The following is a 17,025-nucleotide window of genomic DNA, read 5'->3' on the forward strand; positions in this document are numbered from 1 at the left end:
ACGCCGGTTACGGTGGCGACATCATGGCGACCCGCACGTCGGCCCGGCGAAGTTCCGGGAAGAGCTCCGGGCAGGGCGCGAAGAGCGCCAAGCCCCGCGCCGCAGCGTCGAAGCGATCGACCCAGCGCCGGGGGGCTACCCGCCCGGCAGCCAAGGCTGCGTCCGCACCGTCCCGCCCGCCGTGGCCGGTCCGCGCGGTGCGCGGCCTGTGGATGGGCATGGCGCACGCGGTCGGCGGCGCGACACGCGCCGCGGGACCGCGACGGGCGCCTGACGCAGCGGACGAGGACGCACAGAACGCGGGAAAGAGCGGCGTGGCGAGGAACAGCACGAGCAAGAACACCGGACAGCAGGCGGAAGCGGACCTGCCGGACCACCGGCGCGACGGCGTCGGCTTCGCACTTCTCGCCGTGGCGGTCATCGTCGCGGCGCGTGAGTGGTGGGGCATCGACGGCCCCTTCGGCGACGGCGTGCACGCGGTGGTCGCCGGCACGCTCGGCGTCGCGGGCGTCGCCCTGCCCGTGCTGCTCATGTGGCTCGCGTTCCGCGTCATGCGGCACCCCGAGCGCACCCAGCAGAACGGCCGGGTCGCGATCGGGCTCAGCTTCCTGGTCGTGGCCACGTGCTCGCTGGTGCACATCAGCGCCGGCCTGCCCTCGCCCGCCGACGGCTTCACCCCGGTGCAGGACGCCGGCGGTGTGATCGGCTTCCTGTTCGCGACCCCGGTCGTCACCGGGCTGACGCAGTGGTTCGCGATCCCGCTGTACGTGCTGGCCGGCTTCTTCGGCGTGCTCATCGTCACCGCGACGCCGGTGCACCGGATCCCCGCGCGCCTGCGCGGCATGTACGACCGCCTCACCGGCAACCACCGCGAGCCGGAGGACGGCTCCGAGGACGGGCTCTCCCTGGCCGACGGCGTCTCGGCGCACGACGGCAGACCGGAGGCCAAGCGCCGCAAGCGCCGCACCAGGCAGGAGATCGCCGCCGAGAAGGAGCGCCTGGCCGGGTTCGTGGGCGACGAGGCGTTCGAGAAGGCCGCCGAGGTCGAGGAGCGCGCCGCCAAGGCCGGCAAGCTCACCACCCAGCGCATCCCGACCGGCCAGTCCGCCGGCAAGGTCACCGGCGCCCCCGCGATCGGCCCCGGTGTGCTCGGGCCGGACGGCGAGCCCGCGGCGTCGGCCAAGAAGGACGGGCCGAGGCCGCCGCAGCAGGGCGAGCCGATGCCGCGCGGCGTGCAGCCCATGCTGGAGGGCGACACGGTCTACCTGCTGCCCGACGAGGAGGTGCTGGTGCAGGGGCCGCCGCACAAGGCGCGCTCCGCCGCCAACGACCGTGTCGTGGAGTCCCTGACGGGCGTCTTCGAGCAGTTCGGTGTCGACGCCAAGGTCACCGGCTTCAGCCGTGGCCCGACGGTCACCCGGTACGAGGTCGAGGTGGGCGCCAAGACCAAGGTCGAGCGCATCACGTCGCTGTCCAACAACATCGCGTACGCGGTCGCCAGCGCGGACGTGCGCATCCTGTCGCCCATCCCGGGCAAGTCCGCGATCGGCATCGAGATCCCCAACACCGACCGCGAGACCGTGGTGCTGGGCGACGTGCTGCGCTCGGGCGCGGCCCGCCGCACGGAGCACCCGATGGTGATGGGCGTGGGCAAGGACGTCGAGGGCGGCTACGTCGTGGCCAACCTCGCCAAGATGCCGCACATCCTGGTCGCCGGCGCCACCGGTGCCGGTAAGTCGAGCTTCATCAACTCGATGATCACCTCGATCCTGATGCGCTCGACGCCGGAGCAGGTGCGCCTGATCCTGGTGGACCCCAAGCGCGTGGAGCTCACGATCTACGAGGGCATCCCGCACCTGATCACGCCCATCATCACCAGCCCCAAGAAGGCCGCCGAGGCCCTCGACTGGGTGGTGCGCGAGATGGACGCCCGCTACGACGACCTGGCGACCTTCGGCTACAAGCACGTCGACGACTTCAACGTCGCCGTCCGTGCCGGCAAGGTCAAGCCGCTGCCGGGCTCGGAGCGCAAGATCGCGCCGTACCCGTATCTGCTCGTGGTGGTCGACGAGCTCGCTGACCTCATGATGGTCGCCCCGCGCGACGTCGAGGCCTCGATCCAGCGCATCACGCAGCTCGCCCGTGCCGCGGGCATCCACCTGGTGCTCGCCACGCAGCGCCCGTCCGTCGACGTCGTGACCGGCCTGATCAAGGCCAACGTGCCGTCCCGGCTCGCGTTCGCGACGTCCTCGCTCGCCGACTCGCGCGTGGTCCTGGACCAGCCCGGCGCGGAGAAGCTCATCGGCCAGGGTGACGCCCTGTTCCTGCCCATGGGCGCCGCCAAGCCGATGCGCGTCCAGGGCGCCTGGGTCACCGAGTCCGAGGTCCACCAGGTCGTCGAGCACGTCAAGAGCCAGCTCAAGCCGATCTACCGCGAGGACGTCGCGGCGCCCGCCGCGGCCAAGAAGCAGGTCGACGAGGACATCGGCGACGACCTCGACCTGCTGCTGCAGGCGACCGAGCTCGTGGTCACCACCCAGTTCGGGTCCACGTCCATGCTGCAGCGCAAGCTGCGCGTGGGCTTCGCCAAGGCGGGGCGGCTCATGGACCTCCTGGAGTCGCGCGAGATCGTGGGGCCCTCTGAGGGCTCCAAGGCGCGCGACGTGCTCGTGGCGGCCGACGACCTGCCGTCCGCGCTCGCCCTCATCCGGGGCGAGGAGCCGGCCGGGGTCTTCGACCAGGCGTCGCCGCCCGACGGCGGTTCCGGCGACGGTTCGCCCGACGGCGGGGGAGACCAGTACGCGGACGGCACGGACGGGCACATGCCGCCCGTCGCCCGCGACTATCACGACGACGCCGAGGCGGTCCGCTGAACCTCCGACACGTGTCGGTCAGTCGCGCCGGACCACCGTCGGCGCCTTGCCCGCCTTGCCCTCGGGCGGTTGCCGCTGCTCGTCCGCGGCGGTCCCGGCCGCGGTCCGGGCGATCCGCAGGCGCTGCTTCAGCTCGGCGGTGCCGAGCTGCCCCTCCTCGGGGTGCGCCAGGGCGTCACGCGTGGCGCGCAGCCGGTGCCCGGCGGCGCGGTCGACCGTGGTCGCGGCCCAGCGGGCGTCCGTGACCCGGGCCGGGCCGTCCGGCGGCTGGACGACGTCCGCCACCAGCAGCAGCCCGACGGCGGACGCGGCAACGCAGCACTCCTTGCCCTGGTTGGACAGCAGGTTGCCGAGGCCGTAGGCCACCCACATCCCGTCGCCGCCCGGCCCACCGCGCAGGCGCGTCAGCGGTTGCGGCACGTGCGCGTGGTGCCCGATCACCAGGTCCACCTGCCGCGAGCGGGCCAGCGCCCGGACCGTCTTCCGCTGGTGCTCGGTGGGCTCGGTGACGTACTCGGTGCCGTCGTGCAGGCTCACCACCACCAGGTCCGCGCCCGCGGCCCGGGCCGCCCGGGCCTGCTCGACGATCCGGCCTGCGTCGATGAGGTCCACCGACCAGGGGCCGGCTGGCGGCTCCAGGCCGTTCAGCCCGTAGGCCGCGGCCAGGTGCGCGATCGTGACGGTCCGGCCCTCCCGGCGCAGCTCGTAGAGCTGAGGTTCGAGCGACTCGCGCTCGTCGCGGGCCGTGCCGACGTGACCCATCCCGGCGTCGTCCAGCGCGTCGAGGGTCGCCGCGATGCCGTCGAACCCCGAGTCGGCCGAGTGGTTGGACGCCGTCGAGCAGCCGTCCCAGCCCTGCTCGCCCAGGTCGCGGACGATCTCCTGCGGCGCGCGGAACACGGGGTAGCCCGACGGCTGCGTGCCGGGCGGTGCGACCGGCACCTCCAGGTGGCACAGGGCCAGGTCCGCACGCTCCACCCACGGGTCGATGCCTGCCAGCAACGGTGAGTAGTCGATGCCGTCCGGCCCGGTCGCGGAGTCGTTCACGGGCGTGTGGGTGAGCACGTCGCCACCGGCGAGCAGCGTGAGCTCGACGTCCTGCGGGGTGGGGGACGGGGAGGGCGTCGGCGTCGCGGACGAGACGACCGGGGTCGACGTCGTCCCCGGGGCGCCCGAGCCGGAGGGCGTCGGTGCCGAGCCCGGGCCGGCAAGGGGCGTGCAGCCCGCGGCCGTGATGACGAGTGCGCAGGTCACGGTCGCGGACGCGACGAGCCGCAGAGCGCCGACGTTGGCCACCTCCGGATGCTATTCCAGGCCTCGCGGGGGAGCGAGCTGACGCGCCGGGCGAGCGTGCGGGAGCCGGCCGCGAGACCCCGTGCGGTCCGGGGAGCGGATGATCCGCGGCTAGGCTTGGGCAATGGTCACCGACGCTCCGTCGCCCTGGAACATTGCGAACATCGTCACGATGATTCGCATCGCCATGGTCCCGTTCTTTGCCTGGGCACTTCTCGTCGAAGGCGGGGACGACACGACGTGGCGGCTCGTGGCCACGGCGATCTTCGTGGTCGCGGCGGTGTCGGACAAGGTCGACGGCTACCTCGCGCGGTCGCGAGGGCTCATCACCGACCTCGGCAAGCTCCTCGACCCGATCGCGGACAAGCTGCTCGTGGGCGCCGCCCTGATCCTGCTCTGGATCCCGCTGGGCGAGCTGCCCTGGTGGATCCCCGTGATCATCCTGGTGCGCGAGCTGGGCATCACCTTCATGCGCATGGGCATGCTCAAGTACGAGGTGATGCCCGCGTCCCGGGGCGGCAAGCTCAAGACGGTGCTGCAGACCGTGGCCATCTCGCTGTTCCTGCTCCCGCGTGACGGTCTCGACTGGCTCACCGTGATCGCCTGGGTCGTCCTGCTGGCCGCGTTCGTCGTGACGGTCGTGACAGGCCTCGAGTACGTCTACCAGGGCTGGAAGATCCGCCGCGACGCGCGGGCGAGGGCAGCGCAGCCATGACGGCGTCGCGCCTGCTGGAGGCGGCAGCCGCCCGTGGGTGGACCATCGGCGTGGCCGAGTCGCTCACGGGAGGGCTCGTCACGGCGACGCTCGTGTCGGTCCCGGGCGCCTCCAAGGTGCTGCGCGGCGGCGTCGTGGCCTACGCCACCGACCTGAAGGCCGGGCTGCTCGGCGTGGACGCCGACCTGCTCGCCGAGCGCGGGGCCGTGGACGAGGCGGTGGCCGCCCAGATGGCTGCCGGCGTGCGCACTGCCACGGGTGCCGACATCGGCCTCGCGACGACGGGCGTGGCCGGCCCGGACCCGCAGGACGGTCAGGCGCCCGGTGTGGTCTTCGTCGCAGTCAGCACCCCGCTGGCGTCCGAGGTGCATCGCCTGGACCTGTCGGGCGACCGGCCCCAGATCATCGACGCCGCCGCCCGCGGCGTGATCGAGCTCGCGTCCGTGCTCGTCAGCGAGCTGCCGGGTGAAAAAAGTGATGCGGAGCAAGTTGCTCTCCCTGAAGTTACAGACAAGTGAAACTTCTTGGCCTAATCTTGCACAGGGCTTGACGCGGGCACACTTCGGGAACAAGGCTCATACCAGCGGCGTTGGTCCCGGTGTGATCACGAACAAGCCGACCACTCGGGGCCGGCGCAAGAACTCTTCGAGCGCGGGGTACGGTAGAACGACCTCCGCACCCGGGGGACGTACCACACGCAAGGCACGGCCAGTCCAACCAGGACAGGGCGTGAGGACAGGGACAGGCACTGAAAGGGGGCGCGAGATGGTCGTACTACGGCGAGAAATCGGAGACGTGCTGCGAGACACGCGGCAGCGTCAGGGGCGCACCCTCCGCGAGGTGTCGTCGGCGGCGCGGGTGTCGCTGGGTTACCTCAGCGAGGTGGAGCGAGGGCAGAAGGAGGCATCGTCCGAACTTCTGGGTTCCATCTGCGAAGCGCTCGACGTGCCACTGTCCTTGGTGCTGCGTGAGGTGAGCGACCGCGTGGCGGTTGCCGAAGGATTCCAGATCCCGGACACGATCCCGGCGGACTTCGTCGCCGGGCTGCTGGCCAGGGGAGGCGAGCGGACCGCAGCGCGGCGGGACGTCGCGCAGTCCGACCTGGCGCCGGTGGGCTGACCTGGCAGCTGCCTGCGAGCAGCGCCTTACGACGAGGGCGGAGCACCTGGTGCTCCGCCCTCGTCATGTCTCCGCCGGCCTGTCCTCCGGAGGGGCGCAGGCGTCACTCCGGGCCCGGTGCCTGGCAGGTGGGGCACCAGTAGACGGGCCGCTCGTAGGGTTTCTCGTTGGCCGTCCCGACGGCGATCGGAGTGCCGCACCGATGGCACGGCCGGCCCGTGCGGCCGTGCACGTGCATCTCGACAGCGCCCAGCCCGCGCGCCCGGCCGACGGCCACGCTGCGCTCCATGAGCCGCCGGGCGGTGCGCAGCAGGAGCACCCGCTCGCCCTGCGGCAGGGAGCCCGCCGGCAGCCACGGCCACAGGCGTCGCGCGAACAGGGACTCCGCCATCCAGATGGTGCCCAGGCCCGCTACCGTGCGCTGGTCCAGCAGCGTGGCGCACAGGGGCCGGCCGGGCTCCCGCACGAGCCGCGCCACGCCGTCGGCCAGCCCGACGGTGGGGAAGTCGTTGCCCAGCACGTCCGGCCCCAGGCCGTTCAGGATCCGGTTCTCGTCGTGGGTGCGCAGCAGGTCGAGCATCCCGAGGTGCCAGCCGATGGCGGTCCAGGCATCGGTCGCGAGCACGGCCCGGACCGCCGGGTGCCGGGCCGTGGCCTCCCGGGATCCCGTCCGGTGCACCCGCCAGTAGCCGTCCATCCGCAGGTGCGTGTGCAGGGTCCTGCCGTCGTCGAGCCGGGTGAGCAGGTGCTTGCCGTACGCGCTGGTCTCCAGCGCGGTGGCGCCGGTCAGGCGCGCGGCCCCGGCGCTGGGCCAGCGCAGCTCCGCGCGGACCAGCGGCAGGCCGCGCAGTGCGACGGTCAGCCGCTCGGCGGTGAGACGCAGGACATCCCCCTCGGGCACGGCCGCTCCCCTCGTCGTGGGGTTTCAGCGTAGTGTGCGCCCGGTCCGAGAAGGCGGCACAAGCGGCATATCACCCATGTGAACCAGATCGGCCCCGTTCCAGGGGTCCGGTCACCCACGGGGCGGTCAGGGATGGCCCCGAGTGCCGTTCAGGGCGTGACCGGGGGTAAACCGGATGGCTTTCCGCCGCCGGTCACACCACTCTTGTCCCATGACCGTAGTAGCCGCTGACCTGGGCGGACACCCAGACCAGTCGATGGCCTCCCCTGATCCCCGCAATACCCGCACCGTGAGCTGGTTCGGCGCCACCGCACTGCTGCCGATGATCGCCGCGCACGTGGTGGGCGCCTCGGTCGTGGACCCGGTGCTCGACCCGATCAGCTGGTACGCCTTCGTGCCCGGCGGCGGCGAGATGATCCTCGCGGGCGGGGTGATCCTGGCCGTGCTCGGACTGATCCTCACCGTGCGGATGTATCGCACGGGGCTGGCGGTCGGCCCGGTGCCCGCCGCCGCGATGATCGTCTTCGCCGTCGCGATGGTGCTGGTCGGCGCGTTTCCCACCGATCCGCCGGGGACGGAGGCCTCGATGTCGGCGATCATCCACCGGGTCAGCGCCGCCACGGCGTTCTGCGTGCTGCCCGTCGTCGGGCTGAGCCTGGAGCGCTCGATCGTCCGGCCCCGGTCCTCGCTGCCGCGCTCCCTGCGGTCGGCCGCCCGGGCGCTGGGGATCATGGTCGCGCTGTTCCTCGTGATCCACCTCTCGCTCGTCTACCTCGCCGACTCGGGCATCGCCGCCTTCGGTCTCATCGAGCGCGTGGGCTTCGTCATCATGATCGGCTACCTGTTCCTGCTCGCGGCCACCATCGACCGCGAGGGACCGGACGGGCAGCCCGACCCGCTCGCCGCTCTCGACGGCCCCGGCCCGAGCCTGGCGCTCAGCGGACCGAGATCCGCAGACCACGTGGAGTGACCGCGAAACCGGCCTCGACGAGGGCCCGCGCCGCCGGGTGGTGGCGCGCGGCCTCCAGCGCGGGCAGGCCGTCGACCCGCTGGACCACCAGCCGCCCGAGCCGGCCCTCGCGGACCGTCCTGGCCAGGGCGGCGGCGGCCGCCGCGAGCCGCGCGGGCTGCTGCGTGAACGACAGCACCGTGCGCCCGCCGCGTTCCACGAACAGGGTCAGGTCGCCGTGGGTGAGCACGACGACGGCCCCGGCCTTGCGGCCGGGGCGGTGGGCGGTGACATGGCGGCCGCCGGGTGTTCCGTCGTCCGTTGCCGGGGCTGGGTCCGACGGCTGTCGGGTCGGCTGCCCGGCTGCCTCGGACGACGCGGCGGCCGGCCACGCGAGCGCGGCCCCGTAGGGGTTGGCGGGGTCCATGGCGGCGAGCACGACGGCGCCGCCCGTGCTGTTCGCGCCCGTGCCGGTCGCCACGGTCGCGGTCCGCTCCGCGACCTCCAGCTCCGCCTCGACGATCCGCGAACGGTCGGTCGCGTCCACGCGCAGCCGGTCGACGGCGCCGGGCAGGGCGAACTGCGACCCGCCGAGGTGCTCCACGAAGTACCCACGGCGCACGGCGCCGCGCTCCTCCAGGCCGGACAGTACGCGGTAGACGTCGCGGTAGCCGGCTCCGACGCCCTCCGCCGCCGCGGCCGACCGGGTCAGCACCCCGTGCCGTTCGAGCAGCACCTGGGTCAGCGCGTGGGCGCGCAGCGTGGGGTCGGGCTCCCGCAGCGGCAGGGCCGCCCAGCGCCCGCTGCCGCCCACGGTCGAGGCGCCGGCTCGCGGCGCCGAGGCGGGGCGGCCGGGGGACACGGCGAACCGGGAGCGCCGCACCGGCCGGGCCCGCGCGGCGGTCCGGGGCGCCCGGTGGGCGCCGCCGCCGCTGACCCGGTCGCGGAGCGCGCCGAGCCCGTCGTTGGTGACCTGGCCGGCCCAGACGAGGTCCCAGAGCACCTCGAGCACGGCGTCGGGCTCGGCCGAGGTGAGCTCGGCGACCCGGGGCAGGAAGAAGCCGCCCGACCCGGTCAGCAGGTCGAGCACCGCGCGGTGCAGGTCGGAGTCGAGCGGGCTCTCCTCCTCGACCGGTGCGAGCGCGGGCAGGGTGAGCGCGGCGCCGTCGGCCAGGTGCAGGGAGACCAGGCCGTCCCCGCCGCCCGACCCGGGCAGCCGGGAGTGCCCGGCCCACAGCACCTCGCCCGTGACGGTCAGCTCGTCGAGCAGCGCGGGGGAGTAGTCGGTCACGCGGGCGGGCAGGACCAGGGTCTCCAGCGCCGACGCCGGGACCGCGGCCCCCGCGAGCTGCTCGATCGCCTGCACCAGCCCGTCGGCGCCGCGCAGCAGCCCCGTGGAGACGTTCTGCCAGCGGGGCAGGAAGGTGCCCAGTGCCTCCTGCTCCACGGGCTCGACCTCGGCCCGCAGGACAGCCAGCGAACGGCGGCGGAGCAGACGCAGCACGCCGGGGTCGCACCACTCGTCGCCCGTGCCGCCGAGCGCGCCCGGCCGCAGCCGCCCGCGTGCGAGGGCGCCGTCGGCCTCCAGCCGGGCCAGGCCGTGCGCGACCACGGCGACACCCAGCCCGAACCGCTGGGCCGGCGCGGCGGCGCCGAACGGCCCGTGCGTGCGGGCATGCCGCCGCAGCAGGTCGCCGAGCGGGTCGGGGACCAGCTCGGTGAACGTCTCCGGGATGCCCACCGGCAGGGCCACGCCGAGCGCGTCGCGCAGCCGGCCGGCGTCCTCGGCGACCGCCCACTGCTCCTGGCCGGCGAACCGGACCCGGATCACGCGGCGCGTGGTCTCCAGCTCCTCCAGCCAGTGGGCGACGGCGTGCCGGGCCTCCTCGCGCGTACGCGCCTCCAGGGCCTCCAGCGGGTGTGGGCCGGTGCGGCGCAGCAGGTCCCACAGACCCTCGGCGTCCCGGGCCTGCCGGTCGGGGGCGAGCCCGGCGAGCTCGGCCTCGGTGCGCTCCACGGCGCCGGGGTCGAGCAGGTCGGCCAGGTCGGCGGAGCCCTGTTCCCCGAGGAGCTCGGCGAGCAGCTCCGGGTCGAGCGACAGGGCGGCCGCCCGGCGTTCGGCCAGCGGGGCGTCGCCGTCGTACAGGAACTGGGCGGTGTAGCCGAACAGGAGCGACTGCGCGAACGGCGACGGCGTCGGGGTCGTCACCTCGACCACGCGCACGCCGCCCGAGCCGATCTCGCGCATCAGCTCGGTCAGGGCAGCCACGTCGAAGTCGTCCTGAAGGCACTCGCGGGCCGCCTCCAGCACGATCGGGAAGTCCGGGAACTGGCTCGCGACCTCCAGCAGCTGGGCCGAGCGCTGGCGCTGCTGCCACAGCGGCTGCCGCCGGTCCGGCCGGCGCCGGGGGAGCAGCAGGGCGCGCGCCGCCGCCTCGCGGAACCGCGCGGCGAACATGACCGAGGAGCCCAGCTCGTCGCGGACGGCGCCGAGCACCTCGTCGGGGTCCAGCAGCAGGTCCTCGAGCGTGACCCGGCCCGGGACGTGCCGGGGCTCGCCGTCGCCGGGCTCGGTCACCGGCGGGGTGGGGACCCCGTCGTCGGCGCCGGACCCCGTCAGGTCCGTGCCCACGTCCCACGGGTCGCCGTCCCAGCCGCCGCCGGAGTCGGGCAGGCGCAGCACGATCCCGTCGTCCGAGTGCATGGCGGCCACGTCCAGGCCGAACCGGGCCCGGAGCCGGGCGCTGATCACCAGGGCCCACGGGGCGTGCACACGGGCACCGAGCGGCGAGTGGATCACGACCCGCCAGTCGCCCAGCTCGTCGCGGAACCGCTCGACCACGACCGTCCGGTCGTCCGGCACGCGCCCCGTGCCCAGCCGCTGCTCGGACAGGTAGGCGGCGAGGTTGTCCGCCGCCCAGTCGTCGAGCCCGGCCTCGCGCAGGTGCTTGCGGCCGGCGTCGACGTCGTCGGCCAGAGCGGCGTCGGCCTCTCGGACGAACGCGCCCACCGCCCTGCCGAGCTCCGCCGGGCGGCCCGGGGCGTCGCCCTTCCAGAACGGCAGGCGGCCGGGCAGACCGGGTGCCGGGGTGACCAGCACCCGGTCGGTGGTGATCTCCTGGATGCGCCAGGTGCTCGACCCCAGCGTGAACGTGTCGCCCACGCGGGACTCGTAGACCATCTCCTCGTCGAGCTCGCCCACGCGCTTGCCGCCGCGGGCCCGGCCGGTGCCGGACGAGCCGCCGACGCTGTCGGCGAGCGTCCCGCCGTCGGGCGCGTCCGTGGCGAGGAAGACGCCGTAGGCGCCCTTGTCGGGGATGGTGCCGCCGCTCGTGGCGGCGAGGCGGAGCGCGCCGGGGCGGCCGCGGAGCATGCCCGTGGCACGGTCCCAGGTGATGCGCGCGCGCAGCTCGGCGAAGTCCTCGCTGGGATAGCGGCCGGCGAGCATGTCGAGCACCGCGCGCCAGGTGGCGTCGCCCAGGTGCGCGAACGGTGCGGCGCGCCGGACCAGTGCGAGGAGCTCGGCCTCGTCCCACTCGTCGACGGCGAGCGCGGCCACCACCTGCTGCGCCAGCACGTCCAGCGGGTTGGCGGGGACGTGCATGTGCTCGATGGCGCCCGCGCGCATGCGCTGCGCGATGACCGTGGCCGGCACGAGGTCGCCCCGGAACATCGGGAAGACCACGCCCTTGGACACGGCGCCCACCTGGTGGCCGGCGCGGCCGATCCGCTGCAGCCCGCTCGCGACCGACGGCGGCGCGCCCACCTGGACCACCAGGTCCACCGCGCCCATGTCGATGCCGAGCTCCAGGGAGGAGGTGGCGACCACGGCGGGCAGCCGGCCCTCCTTCAGCTCCGTCTCGGTGCGGGTGCGCTCGGCGCGGCTCATGGAACCGTGGTGGGCGCGGGCCAGGACGACGTCGGCCTGCGGCTCGGGCGTGCCTGGGACCGCCTCCGGCAGGCCGCGCTCGCCCGGCACGGGCCGGGGTATGCCGGCGGAGGTGCCCGACTGGCCCGGGACGAGGGCGGCCCACGTGCTGGCGGGGTCCGCGACGTCGAGGCCCTGGCGCTGGGCCCAGACCTCGTTCATGCGGGCGGTCAGCCGCTCGGCGCCGCGCCGGTTGTTGGTGAAGACGATGGTCGAGGTGTGGTCCGCCACGAGGTCGACCACGCGCTCCTCGACGTGCGGCCACACCGAGGCCTTGCGCACGGGCCGGGTCGCCTCGCCCGACAGGTCGAGCTCGTCGTCGCCCGTGGCCCGGCCGCCGGGGTCGCCCGGGTCGGGGACGCCGGGGCCGGGCGCGCTGCCCAGGTCGGCGAGGTCCGGCACGGGCACCACCACGTCGATGGCCCATTCCTTGTGTGACGGCGGCTGCACGACGACGACCTCGCGTGCGGCGGGTCCGGTGCGGCCGCCGCCGAGGAACTGCGAGACGGCCTCGACCGGGCGCACCGTGGCGGACAGTCCGATGCGCTGCGCGGGCCGCTCGAGGAGGGCGTCGAGGCGCTCCAGGCTCAGCGCCAGGTGGGCGCCACGCTTGGTGCCCGCCACGGCGTGGATCTCGTCGAGCACCACGGTCTCGACGCCCGCGAGCCCGGCGCGGGCCGAGGAGGTGAGGATGAGGAAGAGGGACTCCGGCGTGGTGACCAGGATGTCCGGCGGGCGCGTGGCGAACGCGCGCCGCTCGCTCGCGGGCGTGTCGCCCGTGCGCATGCCGACGGTGACCTCGGGGACCTCGATGCCCTCCCGGGCCGCGGCCTGCCGGATACCCGTCAGCGGGGAGCGCAGGTTGCGCTGGACGTCCGCGGCCAGGGCCTTCAGCGGCGAGACGTACAGCACCCGGCAGCGGTGCGCCCGGTCCTCGGGCGGCGGCGCCGACATGATGCGGTCGATCGACCAGAGGAACGCCGCGAGCGTCTTGCCCGACCCGGTCGGCGCCACCACGAGCGCGTGCTGGTCGCGCGACACGGCGTCCCACGCGCCGGCCTGGGCGGGGGTGGGCTGGGCGAACGCACCCGTGAACCAGGTACGGGTGGCCGGGCCGAACCGGGAGAGCGGGTCGTCGGGCGTGGGCATGGTCCCCATTGTGTCCCCGACCACTGACACGGGCCGGGGGAGGTCTGCCGGCGTCGTAGGGTTGACGGGTGCGCGAACGGGATTTCTGGCAGCTGGTCGACGAGGTCTTCGGTCCTGCCTACGGGCGGGCCCTGGCGCGCGAGCAGGTGCTCCCGACGCTGGACGGGCGGACTCCTGCGGCGGCCCTGGAGGACGGCGACGAGCCGCGTGACGTGTGGCACGCGCTGTGCGACGCGCTGGACGTGCCGGACGCCGACCGGTGGGGCACCGACAAGTACCGGCAGGCGCCTCCGCCGCGTCGCTGACCGCCCGCCACCGCCTTGTCGGCAGTCCGACCCGGGCTCGCCGAGATGTCCCGCGACACACCGGTGTGTCCTGCCTTGCCTCGAACACGCGTTCGGCTAGACTTTGACCACAGGCACGGATTCCGGAACGTCGTCCACAGGCGGTGGCCGGAGCAGGCGTCCGTGTCAGTGGCTCCGCGTACGGTCGGCAACGACGTACAGAGCCATCCATGTCGGCGCACACAGCGCCCCGAAACCGAAGGTGTTGCACATGCCCGCACCAGCAGACCGCGAAAAGGCCCTTGAGGCGGCCCTCGCACAGATCGACCGTAACTTCGGCAAGGGCTCGGTCATGCGCCTCGGCGAAGAGACCCGCGCGCCCATCGAGGTGGTCCCCACCGGTTCGATCGCCCTGGACGTCGCGCTCGGCATCGGGGGTCTGCCCCGTGGCCGCATCGTGGAGGTCTACGGTCCCGAGTCCTCGGGCAAGACGACCATCGCGCTGCACGCGGTGGCCAACGCCCAGCGCCAAGGGGGCATCGCGGCGTTCATCGACGCGGAGCACGCGCTCGACCCGGAGTACGCCAAGAAGCTCGGCGTCGACACCGACGCCCTCCTGGTCTCGCAGCCGGACACCGGTGAGCAGGCCCTGGAGATCACGGACATGCTGATCCGCTCCGGCGCGCTCGACATCATCGTCATCGACTCCGTCGCGGCCCTGACGCCGAAGGCCGAGATCGAGGGCGAGATGGGTGACAGCCACGTGGGTCTCCAGGCCCGCCTGATGTCCCAGGCCCTGCGCAAGATCACCGGTGCGCTCAGCGCGTCCGGCACCACCGCGATCTTCATCAACCAGCTCCGCGAGAAGATCGGTGTGTTCTTCGGCTCGCCCGAGACCACCACCGGTGGCAAGGCGCTGAAGTTCTACGCCTCGGTCCGCCTCGACATCCGGCGCATCGAGACCCTCAAGGAGGGTACGGACGCGGTCGGTAACCGTACCCGCGTCAAGGTCGTCAAGAACAAGATGGCGCCGCCGTTCAAGCAGGCGGAGTTCGACATCCTGTACGGGGTGGGCATCTCCCGCGAGGGCGGGCTCATCGACATGGGCGTGGAGCACGGCTTCGTGCGCAAGTCCGGCTCGTGGTTCACCTACGAGGGCGACCAGCTCGGCCAGGGCAAGGAGAACGCGCGGTCCTTCCTGCGCGACAACCCGGACCTCGCCAACGACATCGAGAAGCGCGTCAAGGAGAAGCTGGGCGTCGGTCCGAAGGTCGACGCCCCGGCGGACCCGGCCGCGGGCGCCCCGCTCCCGTCGGCGACGGAGGGCGACGGGCCCACGGGCACCGTCGCGGCGGCCAGCTCGCCCTCGCGGACGACCACCACCGCCAAGGCCACGAAGTCGACCACCACACGGGCGAAGACCGCCACGAAGACGACGGCGGCCAAGAGCACCGCCGCCAAGGCGGAGGCAGCCGCCGAGAAGGCACCGTTCTGACGTGCAGTACGGTGATCCATCGGACGGTCCCGGCGTGGGGAAGCGTCGGGGCCGTCCGGCCGCCCGGGTACCGCGGCGCACCGTGGCGGAGCGCCTGGAGGCCGGCGAGATCAGCCGGGACGACGCCGTCGAGAAGACCCGCGAGGTCGTCCTCCGGATCCTGACGGCGGCGCAGAAGTCCCGCCGCGAGCTCGAGCAGTCGCTGGCTCGCAAGGGCTACCCGGAGGACGTCGTCGTCCAGGTGCTCGACCGGTTCGGTGAGGTGGGCCTGGTGGACGACGCGACGTACGCCGAGACCATCGTGCGCACCCGGCACACCGAGCGCGGGCTGGCCCGTCGCGGCATCGCCGCGGAGCTGCGCCGGCGGGGCATCGACGAGGACACCGCCGTCGAGGCCCTGGACCAGCTCGACCCGGACGACGAGCGGGCCGCGGGCGCGAGGCTCGCCACCAAGCTCGTCACCCGCACACGCAGCCTGGAGCGCCAGGTGCGGGTGCGCCGCGCCGTCGGCTCCCTCGCGCGCAAGGGCTACGCGCCCGGCCTGGCCTTCGAGCTTGTCCGTGACGCGCTGGCCGCGGAGGGCGAGGAGACGGACGACCTCGGCTACGCCGAGGACTGAGCCCGAGGACGACGCCCCGCCGGACCTGGTCCGGCGGGGCGTCGCGTCAGATCTTGTCGGGCCCGCCGGCGCCGGCCGCCACCGCGGTCGGGTTGCCGATGCCGGTGCCCTCGATGGTCTGCCCGGCCGTGCGGCTCGACAGCAGCCGGGACAGCTGGTGTGCCACCACCGTGAGCAGCAGGTTCAGCACGATGAACACCACGGCCACGACCGTCAGCACCTGCAGCGGGTTGCCGTCGGCCGAGTAGACGATCTGTCCGGTGCGCAGCAGCTCCTGGTAGCCGATGAGCTGGCCGAGGGCCGAGTCCTTCAGGACCACGACGATCTGCGACACCATCGCGGGCAGCATGGCCACCAGAGCCTGGGGCAGTTGGACGGAGCGCAGCGTCTGACCCGGCGTCAGGCCGATCGCGAGCCCGGCCTCACCCTGTCCGCGGGGCAGGTTCCCCACGCCCGACCGCACCAGCTCCGCGATCACGGAGCCGTTGTACAGGATGAGCGCGACCACGACGGCGAGGAACGCCTTGTCGCTCACCCCGGGCAGCAGCTGCCCGAACAGGCCGTAGAAGAACACCATCATGAGCAGCACGGGGACGGCCCGGAAGAACTCGACGACGGTGCCGCTCACCCCGCGCACGAGGCCTATCTGCGACAGCCGGCCCGTGCCGAAGACGAGGCCGAAGACGATCGAGCCCACGATCGCGAACGCCGCCGCCCGCAGCGTGTTGAGCAGACCCGGGATCAGGTAGTACTGCCAGGTGCGGGCGGAGACGGCGTCCGCCCAGAGCTGGGGCTCCAGCTGGCCCTTGCTGTCGAGCTGGACCAGCACCCACGCGGCCACCGCGAGCACGACCAGCGCGCCGACGATGTTGCCGACAAGGGTCCAGCTCCGCGCCCGGGGCCCGGGAGCGTCGAAGAGTACCGAGGCGCTCATCGCTTCACCGCCAGACGCCGGGACAGCCAGGTCGTCAGCAGTCCGATGGGGATCACCAGGATGACGTAGCCGATCGCGAACACCGCGAAGATCTCCCAGAGATAGTTGGGGTTGAACTCGATCATGGTCTTCATCGTGGAGGAGGTCTCCCAGGAGACGCTGGCCGCCGCGGCCACGGTCGAGTTCTTCAGCAGCGCGATGAGGGTGTTGCCCAGCGGGGCGGTGGCGCCGCGGAACGCCTGCGGGAGGATGATCAGGCGCGCGGCCGGCAGGAACGACAGGCCGATCGCACGGGCGGCCTCGGCCTGGCCCAGCGGGACCGTGTTCACGCCGGAGCGGATCGCCTCGCAGACGAACGCCGCGTGGTAGACGGCCAGGCCGACGACGGCGAGGCGGAAGAAGTTGTCCTCGAAGTTGTCGGCGAGCTGGATCTGGAGCGCGGTCCACACGCCCATGACCATGAAGGTCATGATGATGGTCAGCGGGGTGTTGCGGAAGATGCTCACGTACGTGGCGCCGGCCCAGCGCAGCGACGCGATGGGGGAGATCCGCATGAGCGCGAGCAGAGTGCCGAGCGCCAGCGCGATCAGCGCGCCCCAGAACGTGAGCTGGATGTTGGTCCAGAACGCTCCGAGCACGTCGTACTGCTGCAGGAGCGCGCCGAGCCCTGACAGATAGTCGTTCACGGGTCACCTTTCGGGAGAGGCGCGGCCCTGGTCGGCGCGCCCCGGTAGGTCACAGTCGCGGACGGCGGGATGCCGCCCCG

General features: G+C 73.5%; 13 protein-coding genes. 8 read left to right on the forward strand and 5 right to left on the reverse strand.

What is annotated here, in order from left to right; translation table 11 throughout:
- Positions 1-23 precede the first annotated feature (23 nt).
- Positions 24-2,873, forward strand: coding sequence for an FtsK/SpoIIIE family DNA translocase (locus ACH47X_RS02560; protein WP_397401086.1), 2,850 nt, complete (start codon positions 24-26; stop codon positions 2,871-2,873).
- A gap of 18 nt (positions 2,874-2,891) precedes the next feature.
- Here the strand turns inward: ACH47X_RS02560 and ACH47X_RS02565 are convergent, their stop codons facing one another.
- Positions 2,892-4,169: a CapA family protein gene (locus ACH47X_RS02565; RefSeq protein ID WP_397401088.1), complete on the reverse strand. Its 1,278-nt coding sequence runs from the start codon at positions 4,167-4,169 to the stop codon at positions 2,892-2,894.
- Positions 4,170-4,290: 121 nt separating this feature from the next.
- On the opposite strand from ACH47X_RS02565, the gene pgsA reads away from it, so the two are divergent.
- The 3 genes from pgsA to ACH47X_RS02580 all read left to right on the forward strand — a co-directional run bounded on the left by pgsA (position 4,291) and on the right by ACH47X_RS02580 (position 6,000).
- Positions 4,291-4,881 carry a CDP-diacylglycerol--glycerol-3-phosphate 3-phosphatidyltransferase gene (pgsA, locus tag ACH47X_RS02570; RefSeq protein WP_397401090.1) on the forward strand — a complete coding sequence of 197 codons (591 nt, stop codon included), beginning with the start codon at positions 4,291-4,293 and terminating at the stop codon, positions 4,879-4,881.
- Complete coding sequence (locus tag ACH47X_RS02575; RefSeq protein WP_397401092.1) at positions 4,878-5,399, forward strand: CinA family protein; 522 nt, start codon at positions 4,878-4,880, stop codon at positions 5,397-5,399. Before pgsA ends, ACH47X_RS02575 begins: the two co-directional genes overlap by 4 nt.
- A 247-nt stretch (positions 5,400-5,646) precedes the next feature.
- Positions 5,647-6,000: a helix-turn-helix domain-containing protein gene (locus ACH47X_RS02580; protein ID WP_397401094.1), complete on the forward strand. Its 354-nt coding sequence runs from the start codon at positions 5,647-5,649 to the stop codon at positions 5,998-6,000.
- Between the two features lie 103 nt (positions 6,001-6,103).
- Here ACH47X_RS02580 and ACH47X_RS02585 read toward each other — a convergent pair whose 3' ends face one another.
- Positions 6,104-6,901, reverse strand: a complete 798-nt coding sequence (locus ACH47X_RS02585; protein WP_397401096.1) for a DNA-formamidopyrimidine glycosylase family protein — start codon at positions 6,899-6,901, stop codon at positions 6,104-6,106.
- A gap of 211 nt (positions 6,902-7,112) precedes the next feature.
- Between ACH47X_RS02585 and ACH47X_RS02590 the strand changes: the two genes are divergently transcribed.
- Positions 7,113-7,871, forward strand: coding sequence for a DUF998 domain-containing protein (locus tag ACH47X_RS02590; RefSeq protein ID WP_397401098.1), 759 nt, complete (start codon positions 7,113-7,115; stop codon positions 7,869-7,871).
- Here the strand turns inward: ACH47X_RS02590 and ACH47X_RS02595 are convergent.
- Positions 7,837-12,936 carry an Lhr family ATP-dependent helicase gene (locus ACH47X_RS02595; RefSeq protein WP_397401100.1) on the reverse strand — a complete coding sequence of 1,700 codons (5,100 nt, stop codon included), beginning with the start codon at positions 12,934-12,936 and terminating at the stop codon, positions 7,837-7,839. The two genes, ACH47X_RS02590 and ACH47X_RS02595, sit on opposite strands and share 35 nt — an antisense overlap.
- Before the next feature lie 59 nt (positions 12,937-12,995).
- Between ACH47X_RS02595 and ACH47X_RS02600 the strand changes: the two genes are divergently transcribed.
- From ACH47X_RS02600 to ACH47X_RS02610, 3 genes are all read left to right on the forward strand, one after another.
- Positions 12,996-13,232 (forward strand): DUF3046 domain-containing protein, encoded by a 237-nt coding sequence (locus ACH47X_RS02600; protein ID WP_020016779.1) that lies wholly within the window; start codon positions 12,996-12,998, stop codon positions 13,230-13,232.
- Between the two features lie 250 nt (positions 13,233-13,482).
- A complete protein-coding gene (recA, locus tag ACH47X_RS02605; RefSeq protein WP_397401103.1) occupies positions 13,483-14,706 on the forward strand; it encodes a recombinase RecA in 1,224 nt (407 codons plus the stop codon).
- Between the two features lie 34 nt (positions 14,707-14,740).
- Positions 14,741-15,325 (forward strand): regulatory protein RecX, encoded by a 585-nt coding sequence (locus ACH47X_RS02610; protein ID WP_397401105.1) that lies wholly within the window; start codon positions 14,741-14,743, stop codon positions 15,323-15,325.
- A 46-nt stretch (positions 15,326-15,371) separates the two neighbouring features.
- Here ACH47X_RS02610 and ACH47X_RS02615 read toward each other — a convergent pair whose 3' ends face one another.
- The gene (locus tag ACH47X_RS02615) at positions 15,372-16,259 is read right to left on the reverse strand and encodes an amino acid ABC transporter permease (RefSeq protein ID WP_397401107.1); all 888 of its coding nucleotides are present in this window, start codon (positions 16,257-16,259) and stop codon (positions 15,372-15,374) included.
- A complete protein-coding gene (locus ACH47X_RS02620) occupies positions 16,256-16,945 on the reverse strand; it encodes an amino acid ABC transporter permease (RefSeq protein WP_036963836.1) in 690 nt (229 codons plus the stop codon). Before ACH47X_RS02620 ends, ACH47X_RS02615 begins: the two co-directional genes overlap by 4 nt.
- Positions 16,946-17,025: the final 80 nt, after the last annotated feature.

It is taken from the genome of Promicromonospora kroppenstedtii (assembly GCF_044389675.1).
GTDB classification, from domain to species: domain Bacteria; phylum Actinomycetota; class Actinomycetes; order Actinomycetales; family Cellulomonadaceae; genus Promicromonospora; species Promicromonospora kroppenstedtii.

Excerpts from the sequence above, each read along its gene's own strand:
- ACH47X_RS02615 (WP_397401107.1), bottom strand. The coding sequence starts at position 16,259 with ATGAGCGCCTCGGTACTCTTCGACGCTCCCGGGCCCCGGGCGCGGAGC.
- ACH47X_RS02560 (WP_397401086.1), top strand. The coding sequence starts at position 24 with ATGGCGACCCGCACGTCGGCCCGGCGAAGTTCCGGGAAGAGCTCCGGG.
- pgsA (WP_397401090.1), top strand. The coding sequence starts at position 4,291 with ATGGTCACCGACGCTCCGTCGCCCTGGAACATTGCGAACATCGTCACG.
- ACH47X_RS02595 (WP_397401100.1), bottom strand. The coding sequence starts at position 12,936 with ATGGGGACCATGCCCACGCCCGACGACCCGCTCTCCCGGTTCGGCCCG.
- ACH47X_RS02575 (WP_397401092.1), top strand. The coding sequence starts at position 4,878 with ATGACGGCGTCGCGCCTGCTGGAGGCGGCAGCCGCCCGTGGGTGGACC.
- ACH47X_RS02580 (WP_397401094.1), top strand. The coding sequence starts at position 5,647 with ATGGTCGTACTACGGCGAGAAATCGGAGACGTGCTGCGAGACACGCGG.
- recA (WP_397401103.1), top strand. The coding sequence starts at position 13,483 with ATGCCCGCACCAGCAGACCGCGAAAAGGCCCTTGAGGCGGCCCTCGCA.
- ACH47X_RS02590 (WP_397401098.1), top strand. The coding sequence starts at position 7,113 with ATGACCGTAGTAGCCGCTGACCTGGGCGGACACCCAGACCAGTCGATG.